The organism is Shewanella sp. c952 (assembly GCF_019654975.1).
Taxonomy (GTDB): Bacteria; Pseudomonadota; Gammaproteobacteria; order Enterobacterales; family Shewanellaceae; genus Shewanella.
In genome coordinates, this window is the sequence record NZ_BPEW01000162.1 from 1 (window position 1) to 252 (window position 252).

Annotated in this window: 1 protein-coding gene; it reads right to left on the reverse strand. The window is 55.6% G+C overall.

The window, feature by feature from the left end; translation table 11 throughout:
* The coding region (locus K5R16_RS22395) for an Ig-like domain-containing protein (protein ID WP_220740641.1) at nucleotides 1-252 on the reverse strand (252 nt) is incomplete at both ends.

Genomic DNA, 252 nt, shown 5'->3' on the forward strand with positions numbered 1-252 from the left:
TGTACTGGCCATCGCTGCCCAGGCTAAAGGTGCCGACACCGTTGAGGGTGACGTCACTGCCATCGGCATTATAGACGGTGTTGTCGCCGGCAATGGTGAAGGTGGTGATACTGAGATCGCCATCAACGCTGCTGCCATCAATCACATTGCCGCTGACTTCAGGGCTGTCCTCGACGATGCTGCGAGTTTCATTATCATCGCTGAAATCATCGTTCACCGGGGTGACGGTCAAGGTCAGGGTCGAGGTATCTG